Consider the following 15,224-nt stretch of genomic DNA (forward strand, 5'->3'; position numbering starts at 1 on the left):
ACTAACTAATTGATAGGCTCAGTGCGTGGAGACCCGGGAAGACCTGCTCGCGCTGGAGAACCAGCTGTGCTTCGCGCTCGTGACGGCGGCACGCAACGTGGTCGCGATCTATCGGCCGGTCCTGGAGCCCCTGGGACTGACGCACCCCCAGTATCTGGTGATGCTCGCGCTCTGGGAGCAGGAGCCTCGGTCACTGGCGGCCCTCGCGGACGAGCTGGCCATGGAGCCCGCGACCCTGTCCCCGCTCGTGAAGCGGCTCGAGGGGCAGGGGCGGGTCGTCCGTCGACGGGCCGCGGAGGATGAGCGCGTGCTCGAGATCGGCCTCACCGACGAGGGTCGCGCCCTGCGCGCACAGGCGCTGGAGGTGCCCGGGCAGATCCTCGCCAGGACCGGGATCGATGCCGCCGCCGTCGCGTCCCTGCGCGACGCGCTGACCCGGTTCGCCGGGCGCCGCTCGGACGCCGTGGGCTGACGCCGGCGCCGATGTCGTACGCCGTGGGCTGACCCCGGAGCCGATGTCGCAGGCCCGACCTAGACTTGTGCGGTGCCCATCGTCCCCGTCGCCTCCCCGTCGAAACTCAGTGTCCGTGGTGCCCGCGTGCACAACCTCAAGGACGTCGACCTCGATCTCCCTCGCGACTCGCTCGTCGTCTTCACGGGACTCTCCGGGTCGGGCAAGTCCAGTCTCGCCTTCGACACGATCTTCGCCGAGGGGCAGCGCCGCTACGTCGAGTCCCTGAGCTCGTACGCCCGCCAGTTCCTCGGCCAGGTCGACCGTCCCGACGTCGACTTCATCGAAGGCCTCAGCCCCGCGGTCTCGATCGACCAGAAGTCGACCAACCGCAACCCGCGCTCGACCGTCGGCACGATCACCGAGATCCACGACTACATGCGTCTGCTGTGGGCGCGCATCGGCGTGCCGCACTGCCCCGAGTGCGGCGAGCGGATCCAGCGTCAGACCGTGCAGCAGATCGCCGATCAGCTCGCGGAGCTGCCCGAGCGGACGCGATACCAGATCGTCGCTCCCGTCGTGACGCAGAAGAAGGGAGAGTTCGTCGACCTCTTCAAGGAGCTCTCCGCGAAGGGGTACGCGCGTGCGGTCGTGGACGGCGAGCTCGTCCAGCTGGCCGAGCCTCCGGTGCTCAAGAAGAGCTACAAGCACGACATCGCCGTGGTGGTCGACCGGCTGGTGGCGGCTCCGGATCTGCTCGGCCGCATCACGGACTCCGTCGAGACGGCGCTGGGTCTGGCCGGCGGAGTCATGCAGGTCAACTTCGTCGACGAGGAGGGCGATGCCGCGTGGCAGAACTACTCGGAGAAGCTCGCGTGCCCCAACGGCCACGCGCTGCAGCTGACCGAGATCGAGCCCCGCACCTTCTCGTTCAACGCCCCGTTCGGTGCGTGCCCCGCGTGCTCGGGGCTCGGCACCCGGATGTCCGTCGACGTCGACCTGCTGCTCGGCGATGACGAACTGTCGATCAACGAGGGAGCGATCCTGCCGTGGACGACACAGGGCAAGGGGCTCTTCCAGTACTACGAGCGCCTGCTGGTGGGGCTCGCCGACGACCTCGACTTCTCGCTCGACACCCCGTGGCGCGACCTTCCCGATCGTGTGAAGGATGCGGTGCTGCGCGGCGAGAACTTCAAGGTCACGGTGCGGTGGAAGAACCGCTACGGCCGCGAGATGCGCTATACCTCCGGCTTCGAGGGCGTCATCCCCTACATCGAGCGCCAGTACAGCCAGGCCGAGTCCGACACCCAGCGGCAGCGCTGGTCGGAGTACCTGCGTGAGGTGCCGTGCCCGGTCTGCAACGGCGACCGCCTGAAGCCCGAGGTCCTCGCGGTGCTCGTGCACGGGCAGTCGATCGCCGGCGCCTCGCGCATGAGCCTGGGCGAGGCGCAGGCCTACTTCGCCGACCTCGAGCTGACCGACCGCGAGGCACACATCGCCGCGGCGGTGCTGCGCGAGATCCGCGCCCGGCTCGACTTCCTCATCCAGGTCGGCCTCAACTATCTGAGCCTCAGCCGCTCCGCAGGATCGCTGTCGGGCGGAGAGGCGCAGCGCATCCGTCTGGCCACTCAGATCGGCTCGGGACTCACCGGCGTGCTGTACGTGCTCGACGAGCCGTCCATCGGACTGCATCAGCGCGACAACCGGCGGCTCATCGAGACGCTCGTGCGGCTGAAGAGCCTCGGCAACACGCTGATCGTCGTGGAGCACGACGAGGAGACCATCGACGCGGCGGACTGGGTGGTCGACATCGGACCTCGCGCGGGTGTGCACGGTGGCGAAGTCGTCCACTCGGGACCGCTCGCGTCGCTGCTCCAGGAGGAGCGCTCGCTCACCGGGGCCTACCTCAGCGGTCGTCGCTCCATCGAGACTCCCAACCGTCGGCGCAAGATCGACAAGAAGCGCATGGTCACGGTCGTCGGCGCTCGCGAGAACAACCTCAAGAACGTGACGGTGGACTTCCCGCTCGGAGTGCTCACGGCGGTGACCGGAGTCAGCGGGTCGGGCAAGTCGACGCTCGTGAACGGCATCCTCTACGAAGTGCTCGCCACGAAGCTCAACGGCGCGCGCCGGGTCGCGGGCAAGCACACGCGGGTCACCGGCCTCGACAACCTCGACAAGGTGGTGCACGTCGACCAGGCGCCGATCGGTCGCACCCCCCGATCGAACCCGGCCACCTACACCGGCGTGTTCGACCGCGTGCGCACGCTGTTCAGCGAGACGCCCGAAGCGAAGGCGCGCGGCTACCAGCCGGGACGGTTCAGCTTCAACGTCAAGGGCGGGCGCTGCGAGGCGTGCTCCGGTGACGGCACGATCAAGATCGAGATGAACTTCCTGCCCGACGTCTACGTCGACTGCGAGGTCTGCCACGGCAAGCGCTACAACCGCGACACCCTGGCCGTCCACTACAAGGGCAAGAACATCGCCGAGGTGCTCGACATGCCGATCGCCGAGGCCGCCGAGTTCTTCGAGCCCATCCAGGCCATCCACCGCTACCTGAAGACGCTCGTCGACGTGGGGCTGGGATACGTGCGGCTGGGACAGTCGGCGACCACGTTGTCGGGTGGGGAGGCCCAGCGGGTGAAGCTGGCGACCGAGCTGCAGCGTCGGTCGAACGGACGCAGCATCTACGTGCTGGACGAGCCGACCACGGGTCTGCACTTCGAGGACGTCAGCCGTCTTCTCGAGGTGCTCGGCGGGCTGGTCGACAAGGGCAACACCGTGATCGTGATCGAGCACAACCTCGACGTCATCAAGTCGAGCGACTGGGTCATCGATCTGGGACCCGAGGGAGGGGCCGGCGGCGGGCAGATCGTCGCCACGGGCACCCCCGAGCAGGTGGCGACCGTACCCGAGAGCCACACCGGCGCGTTCCTGGCCGAGATCCTCCCGGCGAGCAGGACGGCGACTGCGCGCAAGGCGGGCTGAGATGGCCTCGGCGCTGCCGTACAAGCCGAAGCCGGGGGAGATCCCCACCGATCCCGGTGTCTATCGCTTCCGCGATGCCGACGGCCGGGTGCTGTACGTGGGCAAGGCGAAGAACCTCCGGGCTCGCCTGTCCAACTACTTCGCCCCGCTGCGCACGCTCCACGAGCGCACCCGCCGGATGGTGACGACGGCCGCATCCGTCGAGTGGACGGTCGTGGCGACCGACGTGGACTCGCTCCAGCTCGAGTACATGTGGATCCAGGAGTTCTCGCCGCCGTTCAACGTGCGGTACAAGGACGACAAGTCCTACCCCTACATGGCCGTCACGCTCGCCGACGAGGCGCCGCGGGTGATCGTCACGCGCAACCGGCGCATTCCGGGGGCCAAGTACTTCGGGCCGTATCCGAAGGTCTGGGCCGTGCACGACACGATCGACCTGATGATCAAGGTCTTCCCCATCCGCACCTGCAGTGACGCGTCGTACAAGAAGGCGATGTCCACCGGGCGGCCCTGCTTCCCCGGCCAGATCGGCCGATGCGGCGGACCGTGCTCGATGCGGGTCAGCATCGAGGAGCACCGGGCGATCGTCGACGACTTCGTGGCGTTCATGTCCGGCGGCGACCAGCGGTTCACGCGGGAGCTCAGTGCGCGCATGCGCGAGGCGGCCGCCGCGATGGACTACGAGTCGGCCGCGGTGTACCGCGACAAGCTCCAGGCCATCGACGCCGTCCTCAACCGCAGCGCACTCGTGCTCGCCGAGGACACCGACGCCGACCTGTTCGGCATCGCAGAGGACGAGCTTTCGGCCGCGGTGCAGCACTTCGTGATCCGCGGCGGACGGGTGCGCGGAGTGCGGGCCACCACCATCGACAAGGAGCTCGACATCTCGGGCGCGGACCTGGTCGATCAGGTGCTGCAGCGCACCTACGGCGATGCGCCGGCCGCCGACATCCCGCGTCAGGTGCTCGTCCCGACCCTCCCCGAGGACGCCGCCGAGCTCGAGGCATGGCTGCAGTCGCGACGCGGCAAGCGGGTCTCCGTGCAGGTGGCCCAGCGCGGGCGCAAGGCCGAACTCATGAAGACCGCGAACCTCAACGCCCGCCAGGCGCTGCTGCTGCACAAGACCCGGCGGACGAGCGACTACACCGCCCGCACGCGCGCGCTCACCGATCTGCAGGAGGCGCTCGGCATGAGCGAGGCGCCGCTGCGGATCGAGTGCTTCGACGTCTCGCACCTCAGCGGGACGAACGTGGTCGCCTCGATGGTGGTCTTCGAAGACGGACTGGCCCGCAAGGACCAGTACCGCTCGTTCGGCGTGCCGGAGACCACCGACGACACCGACTCGATCTATCAGGTGCTGCGCCGGCGGCTGGCTCACGTCGACGCCGACGAGCGCGAGGAGGCCGAGGCCGATCCGACCGCCGACGGCGAGGAGGCCCCCGTCGTCACCTCGCGCAAGCGCCCGCGGTTCGCCTACCGCCCGCAGCTCCTGGTCGTCGACGGCGGGCAGCCCCAGGTGGAGGCGGCCGCTCGTGCGCTGCGCGACACGGGCCACGAGGACATCGCACTCTGCGGGATCGCGAAGCGCCTGGAGGAGGTCTGGCTGCCGGGGGAGGAGTACCCGGTGATCCTGCCGCGCACCTCCGAGGCCCTCTACCTGCTCCAACGGCTCCGCGACGAAGCCCACCGCTTCGCCATCACGCATCAGCGCAAGCGGCGCAAGCGGGACATCAGCTCGGTCCTCAGCGAGGTGCCGGGTCTGGGGGACGCGCGGATCAAAGCGCTGCTGCGGCACTTCGGATCGGTGACGGCCTTGCGTCAGGCGTCCCCCGAGGAGATCGCCGAGCTGCCCGGCATCGGGCCCAAGCTGGCAGCCTCGATCCACCGGCATCTCGCCGCCGGCTGAGCGGAAGCGCCCGCCGGCAGTCGGTAGGCTGGGGGTGACGAGAACGGGAGATCACGTGACGGACGCGGCAGGCGAGGTCCTGATCGTCACCGGCATGTCCGGCGCGGGACGCACCACCGCCGCCAACGCCCTCGAGGACATCGGCTGGTACGTCGTCGACAACCTCCCGCCGCTCATGCTCCGCCCCATGCTGGAGATGTCCGAGGCCGCCGCCGGCGCGATGCCGAAGGTCGCGGCCGTCGTCGATGTGCGCGGTCGAGAGCTGTTCGGCGCCCTCCCCGCGGTCACCCAGGCGCTGCGCGCCGGGCGGCCCCTTCGGGTGCTGTTCCTGGATGCCTCCGACGACGTGCTGGTCCGCCGGTTCGAGTCGGTGCGCCGCCCGCATCCCCTCCAGGGCGACGGCACGATCCTCGACGGCATCCGTCGCGAGCGCGAGCAGCTGGCCGCCATCCGCGAGGGCGCCGACCTCATCGTGGACACGAGCGAGCTCAACATCCACCAATTGGCCACCCGGATCCTGGACCTGTTCCGCGAGCAGGGCGAGGCACGGCACACGGTCACGGTGATGAGCTTCGGCTTCAAGTACGGCCTCCCCACCGACGTGGACCTCGTCGCCGACATGCGCTTCCTGCCCAACCCGTTCTGGGTCCCCGAGCTGCGTCCGCACACCGGCGAGGACGAGACCGTTCGCGACTACGTCCTCTCGCAGCAGGGCGCCGTCGAGTTCATCGAGGCCTACGCGGCGGCGCTGCGCCCCGTGCTCGAGGGGTACCAGCGAGAGAACAAGCAGCACTCGGTGGTCGCCGTCGGCTGCACGGGCGGCAAGCACCGGTCCGTCGTGACGGTCAACGAGCTCGCCCGCCGCCTCGCCGACGTGCCCGGTGTGGCCGTCCGCGTGAAACACCGAGACCTGGGCCGCGAGTAGGCTGGAACCTCTCCGCGGCTCACCCCGCGTGACCTCCCCGCCCCCGACCGAAGGACCGCCGTGCCGTTGACCGCTGACGTGAAGATCGAGTTGGCGGCGGTGCGTGACCCCCGGCCCACGGCCCGCGTGGCTGAGCTGACCGCGCTGCTCCGATTCTCCGGAGGGCTGCACTCCATCGCCGGTCGTGTGGCCGTCGAAGCCGAGCTGGAGACCGAGGCGCTGGCCCGTCGGGTGGCGCGCGAGCTCATGGAGATCTACGGCGTGCGGCCCGAACTCGCCCACGTCCAGGCCTCCGGCGGACGCGCCGGCGGTCACTTCGCAGTCCGCGTGATCGACGGCGGCGAAACCCTCGCGCGCCAGACGGGCCTGCTCGACCAGCGGCGCCGCCCCGTCCGCGGCCTGCCGAACCGTCTCACCACGGGCTCCCGCGGCGACCTCGCGGCGATCTGGCGCGGTGCCTTCCTCGCCTCGGGCGCGCTGTCCGAGCCGGGGCGCTCGGCCGCGCTCGAGATCGCCTGCCCGTCGCCCGAAGCCGCGATGGCCCTCGTGGGGGCCGCTCACCGCCTCGGGATCGCGGCGAAGGCGCGGGAGGTGCGCGGTGCGCCGCGCGTCGTGGTGCGCGACGGCGAGGCGATCCGCACGGCCCTCGCGGAGATGGGGGCCGCCCGCACCGCCAGCGCGTGGGAGGAGCTCCGCCAGCGCCGGGAGGTGCGCGCCGGCGTCAACCGCCTCGTCAACTTCGACGATGCGAACCTCCGCCGGTCGGCCCAGGCCGCGGTGGCGGCGTGCGCCCGGGTGGAGCGCGCGCTCGAGATCCTGGGCGACGAGGTTCCCGACCACCTCCGAGAGGCGGGTGATCTCCGGCTGGCCCACCGCGATGCGAGCCTCGACGAGCTCGGGCATCACGCGGATCCGCCGCTCACGAAGGATGCGGTGGCCGGGCGCATCCGACGACTCCTGGCGATGGCCGACAAGAAGGCCGCTGCCGAAGGCATCCCCGACACGGAGTCCGCCGTCCCCGCCGGTCTCGAGGATTGACCCGGTAACACCGGCCTCCGACGGGAAGCAACCCCCTGTGTCCGGTGTTGGGGATCAATAGGATGGGGATGATCCCGTCCGACACGATGTCACCACGCCGCGCCCCGGTGCGGCACCGACAGGAAGAAGAGAACATGGCCACCTACACGCTTCCCGAGCTCCCCTACGACTACGCGGCGCTGGAGCCGAGCATCAGCGGCAAAATCATGGAGCTGCACCACTCCAAGCACCACCAGGCCTATGTCACCGGAGCCAACACGGCGCTCGAGCAGCTGGCCGAGGCTCGCGAGTCGGGCAATCTCGCCAACGTCAACAAGCTCGAGAAGGACCTCGCGTTCAACCTCGGCGGCCACGTCAACCACTCCATCTTCTGGACCAACCTCGCCCCGGCCGGCAACGGCGGCGGCGGACAGCCCGAGGGTGAGCTCAAGGCGGCGATCGACGAGTTCTTCGGCAGCTTCGAGAAGTTCCAGGCCCACTTCACCGCCGCTGCCACCGGCATCCAGGGCTCGGGCTGGGCGGTGCTCAGCTGGGACCCGATCGGGGCACAGCTCATCATCCAGCAGCTCTTCGACCAGCAGTCGAACACGGCGCAGGGCACCATCCCGATCTTCCAGCTCGACATGTGGGAGCACGCCTTCTACCTCGACTACCTGAACGTCAAGGCCGACTACGTCAAGGCCGCGTGGAACATCGCCAACTGGGGCAACGTCCAGGCCCGCTTTGACACGGCTCGCGAGAAGACCTCGGGGCTGCTGGTACTGTCATGATCGTCTCGGTCGTCGCTTCTTAGACGACCGGGCAGGACGCCGTTGTCCACTGTTCGAAACCGCAACAACCGCGCATTCGCGCACGACACACTCAGGAGACATTCCGTGGCTGTCAAGATCGGAATCAACGGCTTCGGCCGCATCGGACGCAACTTCCTCCGCGCCGCGCTGGAGCAGGGCGCGGACCTCGACATCGTGGCGGTGAACGACCTCACCGACAACAAGACGCTCGCGCACCTCCTCAAGTACGACTCGGTCGGCGGTCGCCTCGACGCCGACGTCTCGTACGACGCGGACTCGATCACCGTCAACGGCAAGGCCATCAAGGTCTTCGAAGAGCGCGACCCGGCGAACCTGCCGTGGGGCGAGCTCGGCGTCGACATCGTCATCGAGTCGACGGGGCGCTTCACCAAGGCCGTCGACGCCAAGAAGCACATCGAGGGCGGCGCGAAGAAGGTCATCATCTCGGCGCCGGGCACCGACGTGGACGGCACGTTCGTCATGGGCGTCAACGACGGCTCGTACGACCCGGAGACGATGCACGTCATCTCCAACGCGTCGTGCACGACCAACTGCCTCGCTCCGCTCGCCAAGGTGTTCAACGACAACTTCGGCATCGAGCGCGGCTTCATGATGACGGCGCACGCCTACACCGCCGACCAGAACCTGCAGGACGGCCCGCACAGCGACCTCCACCGTGCTCGCGCCGCGGCGATCAACATCGTCCCGGCATCGACCGGTGCCGCCAAGGCGATCGGCCTGGTTCTCCCCGAGCTGAACGGCAAGCTCAGCGGCTCGTCGTACCGCGTGCCCGTCCCCACCGGCTCCATCGTCGACCTGACGATCATCACGCCGACCGAGGGCCTCACGGCCGAGACGATCAACGCCGCCTACAAGAAGGCCGCGGAGGAGGGCGAGCTCGTCGGCTTCCTGAAGTACAACGAGGACGCGATCGTCTCCAGCGACATCCAGCTCGACCCGCACTCGTCGGTGTTCGACGCCGGTCAGACCAACGTGAGCGGCAACCTCGTCAAGGTGTCGTCCTGGTACGACAACGAGTGGGGCTACTCGAACCGCCTCGTCGACCTCACCGAGCTCGTCGCCGAAAAGCTCTGAGGTAGAGCCATGGCGCTGCGCACCCTCGATTCCCTGGGTTCGCTGGCCGGAAAGCGCGTCATCGTCCGTGTTGACTTCAACGTCCCCTTGAAGGACGGCGTCATCACGGACGATGGGCGTGTCCGGGCGGCACTTCCGACCCTGAACCACCTCATCAACCAGGGTGCGCGCGTCATCGCCTGCTCCCACCTCGGCCGCCCCGACGGCGCGCCCGACCCGAAGTACAGCCTCGAGCCGGTCGCCCAGCGGCTGTCCGAGCTGCTCGGCAAGCCCGTCGCGTTCGCGCGCGACACCGTCGGCACCTCCGCGCAGGAAGCGGTCGCGGCCCTGGAGGACGGCGACATCGCCGTCATCGAGAACCTCCGCTTCAACCCCGGCGAGACGGCCAAGGACGACGCGGAGCGCGCCGCCTTCGCCGCGGAGCTGGCAGCGCTCGGAGACGCGCTCGTCTCCGACGGGTTCGGCGTCGTGCACCGCAAGCAGGCATCGGTCTACGACCTGGCCGAGCTGCTCCCGTCGGCCGCGGGCTACCTCATCGAGAAGGAGGTCGACGTGCTCGACCGCCTGACCGAGAAGCCCGAGCGTCCCTATGCCGTCGTCCTCGGCGGCTCCAAGGTCAGCGACAAGCTGGGAGTGATCGAGCACCTGCTGCCGCGCGCCGACAAGATCCTCGTCGGCGGGGGGATGCTCTTCACCTTCCTCGCGGCGCTGGGTCACAAGGTGGGCAAGAGCCTGCTCGAGGCCGACCAGATCGACACGGTGAAGGGCTACATCGCCGACGCGCAGGAGCGCGGCGTCGAGCTGCTCCTGCCGGTGGACGCGGTCATGGCCGCCGGCTTCGCCGCCGACGCCGACCACGTGGTCGCCGCCGCGGACGCGCTGGAGGACACCCCGTTCGGGGCCGACGGCATGGGCCTGGACATCGGACCCGAGACGGCGGCGCTGTTCGCCGAGGCCGTCCGCGGGTCGAAGACCGTCTTCTGGAACGGCCCGATGGGCGTGTTCGAGATGCCCGCGTTCGCCGCGGGGACGAAGACCGTGGCCCAGGCGCTCACCGAGGTCGACGGGCTGTCCGTCGTCGGCGGGGGAGACTCGGCGGCCGCCGTGCGCCAGCTCGGCTTCTCCGACGACGCCTTCGGTCACATCTCGACCGGTGGCGGTGCGAGCCTCGAGTTCCTCGAAGGCAAGAAGCTTCCCGGATTGGAGATCCTCGGATGGCAGTGATCAGAAAGCCCCTCATCGCCGGCAACTGGAAGATGAACCTCGACCACCTGCAGGCGGTCGCGTTCGTCCAGAAGCTGCACTGGACGCTGAAGGACGCCAAGCACGAGGACGACACGGTGGAGGTGGCGGTGTTCCCGCCGTTCACCGACATCCGCACGGTGCAGACCCTGCTCGACGCCGACAAGATCCCGTTCGCGCTCGGCGCGCAGGACCTTTCGGCGCACGATGCCGGCGCCTACACCGGCGAGGTCTCCGGCGCGTTCCTGAAGAAGCTCGACGTGGGCTACGTGATCATCGGACACTCCGAGCGCCGCGAGTACCACCACGAGAGCGACGAGCTCGTGGCGGCCAAGGTGCAGGCGGCCCTGCGACACGGCCTGGTGCCGGTGGTCTGCGTCGGCGAGACGCTCGAGCAGCGCGAGGAGTCGGGGCCGACGGCGGTCTCGGTCGCCCAGCTGCGCGCGGCCCTGCAGGGTGTCCCCGCCGACGCGGACGTGGTCGTCGCGTACGAGCCGGTGTGGGCCATCGGCACGGGGCAGGTCGCCTCGCCCGAGCAGGCTCAGGAAGTCTGCGCGGCCCTGCGCGAGGTCATCGCCGACGTCCTCGGCGGTGAGGCGGCGGAGCGCACCCGTGTGCTGTACGGCGGCTCGGTGAAGTCCGGCAACATCGCCAGCTTCATGCGCGAGCCCGATGTCGACGGCGCCCTCGTCGGGGGAGCGAGTCTGCTCGCCGACGAGTTCGCGGCGATCATCCGCTACCAGAAGCACGTCGGGGTCTGACAGGCAGACCCCGCGACGTTCCGGCTGGTGCGGCGCCGACTCGTGCCGCACCAGCCGGTATACTCGACCCTTGTGCGCCTCCATGGGCGCCGCGAAAGGCAACTCGACTGTGGACATCATCGCGCTCGTGCTGCAGGTGCTGCTGGGGATCACCAGCCTCCTGCTGACGCTCCTGATCCTCCTGCACAAGGGTCGCGGTGGCGGCCTGTCCGACATGTTCGGCGGCGGCATGAGCTCCGCCCTCGGATCGTCGGGCCTCGCCGAGCGCAACCTCAACCGGTTCACGATCGTGCTCGCCCTCGTCTGGTTCGTCGCGATCGTCGCTCTCGGTCTCATCACGAAGTTCCAGGGCATCTGATGGCCACCGGAGGCAACGCGATCCGCGGCACCCGGGTGGGTGCCGGCCCCATGGGCGAGCAGGACCACGGGCACCACGCCGACCGCGTCGCGGTGTCCTACTGGGACGCGCTCGGCAACGAGACCGTCCGCTACTTCGCGGCCGGGATCGCCGAGGAGGAGATCCCCGAGGTCATCGACTCGCCCCACTCCGGACTTCCCGCCGGCCGCGACAAGGCCAACCCGCCGGCGGTCGCCAAGACCGAGCCCTACAAGACGCACCTCGCCTACGTGAAGGAGCGCCGCACCGACGAAGAGGCCGAGGCTCTCCTCGGTGACGCGCTGCAGCAGCTCCGCGAGCGCCGCGGCCAGGACTGATTCTCCGGCCGGTCTCCGGCGCCCGGCTCAGAACTCGGGGTCGATGAGCTCCGGCGGCACTTGCTGCGCAGCCGCTTCGTCGACGAAGAGCATCGTCTTCTTCAGTCCCTTGGCCCCGGCGGCGGGGACGCTGTCGTAGCTCGCCCCGGCCAGTGCCAGACCGAGCGCCGCGGCCTTGTCGACGCCCGAGAGGACCATCCAGACGCATCGCGCCGAGTTGATCACCGGGCGCGTCAGCGTGATGCGATCGGCCGGAGGCTTGGGCGCGTCGCGCACCGACACGACGGCCTGATCCGTGATCTGGATCTCGGCGCGGTCCGGGAAGAGCGAGGCGATGTGACCGTCGGGTCCGACGCCGAGGAAGCAGATGTAGAACTTCGGCCAGTCCTGACCGTCCGCGGCATAGCGGGCGAGCTCGTCGGCGTACGCGGCCGCCGCGGCGTCGAGGTCGAGCCCCTCGCCGGCTGCGGCCATCGCGTGCACGTTCTCCGCGGGCACCGCGATGCGGTCGAGCAGCGCGCGCCGGGCGCCGTTCTCGTTGCGCTCCTCGTCGTCGCGCGCGACGAACCGCTCATCGCCCCACCAGAAGTGGACCGTCGACCAGTCCACGTCGGCGCGGCGCGGGTCCGTCCCGGCGGCGCGCAGGACGTCGGTTCCGATGTGCCCGCCGGTCAGTGCGATGTGACTGGTCTTCCCGGCGGCGGAGCGTCGGATGAGACGGTCGAGAAGACGGCGCGCCACCGCGCTCGCCAGGCTGTCGGCGTCGGGGCTGATGACGACCCGCTTCTCCGTCGAGAAAACTGACATGCGACTCCTACGTCGTCCCCTCGGGCGAATCGGGCGGTCCGAGGAGCTCCCACCCTGCCGTGATCACTCGACCATACAGGAGGTCGGGATCGAGTCGACGCAGCTCCTCGGCGAGGCACTCGCGGAGCGTGCGGCGCGGCAGCACGATGTCGTGCGAGGGCTGGCCGGGCTGGGTGAGCGTCGCGTCGAGGTCGTTGCTGCGCTCCAGCACGATGTCGCCCGACGCCCGCGTCAGGCGCACGCGCTGGATGCCGTGCGCCCACTCCTCGGGGCGGGCGTAGCGCCAGTCCACGGGCACGTCGAGCTTGAGCCGCAGCCAGGCCGCGAGCAGGCCGGTCGACGGCGAGCTGCCACTGCCGACGACCTCGACGGCCGTGACCGGCTCGTAGGGCGGCTGGTCCAGGACGGCGGCGAGCTGCTCCCGCCAGTGCGTCAGACGCGTCCATGCGAGGTCGGTGTCGCCGGGCGCGTGGTTGGGGCCGAGCTTGGAGAGCCGGTCCTTCGCATACGGCTTGGTCGCCGCGTCGGTGATGCGCCGCTGCGCCATCCGGCCGATGGGCGACGCCGCCGGCTCGGTCGGCGGGTTGTCGGGCCACCAGGCGACGACGGGTGCGTCGGGGAGCAGGAGGCCGGTCACGAGGCTCTCGTCGTTGCTCGCGGCCTCTCCCGACGCGCGGAGCACCACGACCTCGCTCGCCCCGGCATCCCCGCCCACGCGGATCTGCGCGTCGAGCTTGGACGGCCCGTCGGGCTGGGTCATGAGGACGATGACGCGCATGGGATGCTCGCGCGACGCATCGTTCGCGGCCTCGATCGCCTCCTCCTCCAGACCGTGCGTCGTGATGATCAGGAGGGTGAGCACACGGCCGAGGGCGACCGCGCCGCCCTCCTCGCGGACGTTGACGAGGGAGCGGGCGATCTTCGACACGGTGGTGTCGGGCAGGTCGACGATCACGGGCGCCTCCAGACGCGGCCGTCACGGGCCAAGAGTTCATCGGCGGACGTCGGGCCCCACGAGCCGGGGGAGTACTGCTCCAGCGGCTCGTCCAGGCCCGCCCAGTACTCCTCGATCGGATCGAGGATGCGCCAGGACAGCTCGACCTCCTCGTGCCGCGGGAACAGCGGCGGATCGCCCAGGAGCACATCGAGGATGAGGCGCTCGTACGCCTCGGGGCTGGACTCGGTGAACGCGTGGCCGTACCCGAAGTCCATGGTGACGTCGCGCACCTCCGTCGCGGCGCCGGGCACCTTCGATCCGAAGCGGATCGTCACGCCCTCATCGGGCTGCACGCGGATGACGAGCGCGTTCTGGCCGAGCTCGGTCGTCTGGTTGCGCAGGAAGAGGTGCTGCGGAGCGCGCTTGAACACGACCGCGATCTCGGTGACACGGCGGCCGAGCCGCTTGCCGGTACGCAGGTAGAAGGGCACGCCCGACCACCGTCGCGTGGCGATCTCGAGCTTGACCGCGGCGTAGGTCTCGGTCGTCGACTGCGGGTTCATGCCCTCCTCGGCGAGGAAGGCGCTCACCTTCTCGCCGCCCTGCCATCCGCCCGCGTACTGACCGCGTGCGGTCGCCGTCGACAGGTCGTCGGGCAGCTTCACCGCGGCGAGCACCTTCTCCTTCTCGGCGCGCAGATGCGTCGCGTCGAGGGAGATCGGCTCCTCCATCGCGGTGAGCGCGAGCAGCTGCAGGAGATGGTTCTGGATGACGTCGCGCGCCGCGCCGATGCCGTCGTAGTAGCCCGCCCGGCCGCCGACACCGATGTCCTCGGCCATCGTGATCTGCACGTGGTCGACGTAGTTGGCGTTCCAGATCGGCTCGTACAGCTCGTTGGCGAAACGCAGCGCGAGGATGTTCTGGACCGTCTCCTTGCCCAGGTAGTGGTCGATCCGGAAGATCGAGTCGGCCGGGAAGGCGACCTCCAGCGCGGCGTTGAGCTCACGAGCCGACTGCAGATCGCTGCCGAACGGCTTCTCGATGACGACCCGGCGCCAGCTGTCGTCGTCGTTGGCGTCGTCGACGAGTCCCGAGTCCTTCAGCTGCTTGGCGACGATGGGGAAGTCGCGCGGCGGGATCGAGAGGTAGAAGGCATGGTTGCCCATCGTCCCGCGCTCCCGGTCCAGGCGCTCCACCGTCTCGCGCAGGCGGCGGAACGCGTCGGCGTCGCCGAACTCGCCCGACACGAAGCGGATGCCCTGCAGCAGCTGCTTCCACGTCTCTTCGCGGAAAGGCGTGCGCGCGTTCTGACGCACGGCCTCGTAGACGACCTGCGCGAAGTCCTGGTCCTCCCAGTCGCGACGCGCGAAGCCCACCAGGGCGAACCCGGGCGGGAGCAGGCCGCGGTTGGCCAGGTCGTACACGGCGGGCATGAGCTTCTTGCGCGACAGGTCGCCTGTCACGCCGAAGATGACCAGAGCGCTCGGGCCGGCGATGCGGTTGAGGCGGCGGTCATCGGGGTCGCGCAGCGGGTTGTGTCCGCGCGAGATCTCGACAGTCATCGGTGGG

At 69.6% G+C, this 15,224-nt stretch carries 14 protein-coding genes; 11 read left to right on the top strand and 3 right to left on the bottom strand.

Annotated features, from left to right (window positions below):
- Positions 1-25 precede the first annotated feature (25 nt).
- From ACPWUT_RS05875 to ACPWUT_RS05925, 11 genes are all read left to right on the top strand, one after another.
- The gene (locus ACPWUT_RS05875) at positions 26-472 is read left to right on the top strand and encodes a MarR family winged helix-turn-helix transcriptional regulator (RefSeq protein WP_284529549.1); all 447 of its coding nucleotides are present in this window, start codon (positions 26-28) and stop codon (positions 470-472) included.
- 72 nt (positions 473-544) lie between these two features.
- Entirely contained in the window at positions 545-3,439 is a 2,895-nt protein-coding gene (gene uvrA, locus ACPWUT_RS05880) for an excinuclease ABC subunit UvrA (protein ID WP_425841596.1), read from the top strand.
- A 1-nt stretch (position 3,440) separates the two neighbouring features.
- Complete coding sequence (gene uvrC, locus ACPWUT_RS05885; protein WP_425841599.1) at positions 3,441-5,345, top strand: excinuclease ABC subunit UvrC; 1,905 nt, start codon at positions 3,441-3,443, stop codon at positions 5,343-5,345.
- Between the two features lie 55 nt (positions 5,346-5,400).
- Complete coding sequence (gene rapZ, locus ACPWUT_RS05890; RefSeq protein ID WP_284529553.1) at positions 5,401-6,270, top strand: RNase adapter RapZ; 870 nt, start codon at positions 5,401-5,403, stop codon at positions 6,268-6,270.
- A gap of 60 nt (positions 6,271-6,330) precedes the next feature.
- Entirely contained in the window at positions 6,331-7,308 is a 978-nt protein-coding gene (gene whiA, locus ACPWUT_RS05895) for a DNA-binding protein WhiA (RefSeq protein WP_284529554.1), read from the top strand.
- A 134-nt stretch (positions 7,309-7,442) separates the two neighbouring features.
- Complete coding sequence (locus ACPWUT_RS05900) at positions 7,443-8,078, top strand: superoxide dismutase (protein WP_284529555.1); 636 nt, start codon at positions 7,443-7,445, stop codon at positions 8,076-8,078.
- A gap of 105 nt (positions 8,079-8,183) precedes the next feature.
- On the top strand, positions 8,184-9,194 hold the full coding sequence (gap, locus tag ACPWUT_RS05905) for a type I glyceraldehyde-3-phosphate dehydrogenase (protein WP_284529556.1): 1,011 nt from the start codon (positions 8,184-8,186) through the stop codon (positions 9,192-9,194).
- Between the two features lie 9 nt (positions 9,195-9,203).
- Entirely contained in the window at positions 9,204-10,418 is a 1,215-nt protein-coding gene (locus ACPWUT_RS05910; RefSeq protein WP_425841605.1) for a phosphoglycerate kinase, read from the top strand.
- Complete coding sequence (gene tpiA / locus ACPWUT_RS05915) at positions 10,409-11,197, top strand: triose-phosphate isomerase (protein ID WP_425841608.1); 789 nt, start codon at positions 10,409-10,411, stop codon at positions 11,195-11,197. Before ACPWUT_RS05910 ends, tpiA begins: the two co-directional genes overlap by 10 nt.
- Positions 11,198-11,279: 82 nt before the next feature.
- The gene (gene secG, locus ACPWUT_RS05920; RefSeq protein WP_425842202.1) at positions 11,280-11,555 is read left to right on the top strand and encodes a preprotein translocase subunit SecG; all 276 of its coding nucleotides are present in this window, start codon (positions 11,280-11,282) and stop codon (positions 11,553-11,555) included.
- Entirely contained in the window at positions 11,555-11,911 is a 357-nt protein-coding gene (locus ACPWUT_RS05925; RefSeq protein WP_284529560.1) for an RNA polymerase-binding protein RbpA, read from the top strand. The genes secG and ACPWUT_RS05925 overlap by 1 nt, the downstream gene beginning before the upstream one ends.
- 27 nt (positions 11,912-11,938) lie before the next feature.
- Here the strand turns inward: ACPWUT_RS05925 and pgl are convergent, their stop codons facing one another.
- From pgl to zwf, 3 genes are read right to left on the bottom strand one after another with little or no spacing between them, the layout of a single operon-like run.
- A complete protein-coding gene (pgl, locus tag ACPWUT_RS05930) occupies positions 11,939-12,718 on the bottom strand; it encodes a 6-phosphogluconolactonase (RefSeq protein WP_284529562.1) in 780 nt (259 codons plus the stop codon).
- A 7-nt stretch (positions 12,719-12,725) separates the two neighbouring features.
- A complete protein-coding gene (locus tag ACPWUT_RS05935) occupies positions 12,726-13,673 on the bottom strand; it encodes a glucose-6-phosphate dehydrogenase assembly protein OpcA (RefSeq protein ID WP_284529564.1) in 948 nt (315 codons plus the stop codon).
- Entirely contained in the window at positions 13,670-15,217 is a 1,548-nt protein-coding gene (gene zwf, locus ACPWUT_RS05940; protein WP_284529566.1) for a glucose-6-phosphate dehydrogenase, read from the bottom strand. The genes ACPWUT_RS05935 and zwf overlap by 4 nt, the downstream gene beginning before the upstream one ends.
- Between the last annotated feature and the right edge of the window lie 7 nt (positions 15,218-15,224).

It is taken from the genome of Microbacterium sp. PA5 (assembly GCF_049860775.1).
Lineage (GTDB): Bacteria > Actinomycetota > Actinomycetes > Actinomycetales > Microbacteriaceae > Microbacterium.